Origin of the sequence: Xenorhabdus sp. NBAII XenSa04 (assembly GCF_963866145.1) — a bacterium.
In the GTDB taxonomy this organism is placed as follows: domain Bacteria; phylum Pseudomonadota; class Gammaproteobacteria; order Enterobacterales; family Enterobacteriaceae; genus Xenorhabdus; species Xenorhabdus indica.
Genome location: NZ_CAWMEB010000017.1, coordinates 1 through 1295, shown reverse-complemented (window position 1 = coordinate 1295; position 1295 = coordinate 1). Strand labels below are relative to the sequence as shown.

General features: G+C 40.5%; 1 protein-coding gene. It reads right to left on the bottom strand.

Going from position 1 to position 1295, the window contains the following annotated elements:
• A partial coding sequence (locus AAC147_RS01210) for a condensation domain-containing protein (RefSeq protein ID WP_047684811.1) occupies window positions 1-1143 on the bottom strand: 1143 nt, incomplete at its 3' end.
• Between the last annotated feature and the right edge of the window lie 152 nt (window positions 1144-1295).

Genomic DNA, 1295 nt, shown 5'->3' with positions numbered 1-1295 from the left:
CTGACCGGATAAATCCGTTCGGATAACCAGTGAATTGACGAAAAAACCGATCAACGGCTCAATATCATGGTGTCTTCTCCCTGCCAGCCCCGTTCCAATCACAATATCTTTTTCATTACTGTAACGGCTCAGCAATACAGCAAAAGCCGTTTCCAGGAACATGAATAAAGTCACGTTATGTTTAGCACACAATCCCCTGATTGCTTGGGTCAGACGCGAGGAAATGCGTTGTGTATGAAAACATCCCTCGATATTTTGTTTCTCCAGACGTGGATTATCCAGTGGCACACGATGGACGGGTGAAATACCCGCTAACTGATTCTGCCAGTATGTCAGTTGCTTTTTCAGCACATCACCTTGTAACCAGCTCTGTTGCCATTGGGCGTAATCAGCATACTGAATTTTCAGCGGAGGTAACGGATTTACCTTTCCTTGACAATAAGCTTTATATAACGTGAAAAATTCATGGAGAAATATTGTTACAGACCAGCCATCAAAGGCGATATGATGAATCGTATAAATAATGACATAATCATTTTCTGCCAATTTTATTAACCGAATGCGCAGCATCAGATCTGTGCTAAGGTTAAAAATCAAACTCTCTTCTTCCTTACCAAGTTGTTTTACTTGATAGTTTTTCTCAGATTCAGAAAGTGCGGATAAATCATAATGTGTAATTGGTAAATCGTAATCAGTGGAAATAAATTGCCGCGGCTCGTTACCGACGGTTTTAAAATGGGTACGCAACACTTCATGGCGTTCAAGCAATGTCTTTACGGCTGCCTCAAACGCCTGTATGTTAATGGATTCCCATAACCTGAAATTCCCCATACAGTTATACTGAGGGCTGCCTCCATCCAGTTGATCAATAAACCATAAACGCTGTTGAGCAAATGAAAGCGGATAATGTTCCGCGTTACCAGCACGCGGAATATCTTGCAAAAAGTGATACGTTTGAGTTTGCTCTTCTGAATTAAGCTGGTTCAGAAAATTAATTAACTCTTGTTTATGTTGTTTCCACTCACTGAGCAATTCCGGTGGAATACTGTCGCGACTGGTCTTGTATTGTAAACGATTATCAGTAACGTACAGAGTAATTCCCTGATCTAAAGCTTCATTGACAATTCGCGCGGCATTTTTCATATCTCACCTTTCAAGAGTTCTTGTGCTGTTTCTTGCTCAGACTGGAAATGTTTTCTTTTTTCTTTAATAAGATGAATAGTGACAACTTGCGATAACTGCTCAAGTGTCGGATGTTCAAAAACATTTCTCAACGGCACCTCTACTTTTAAGTC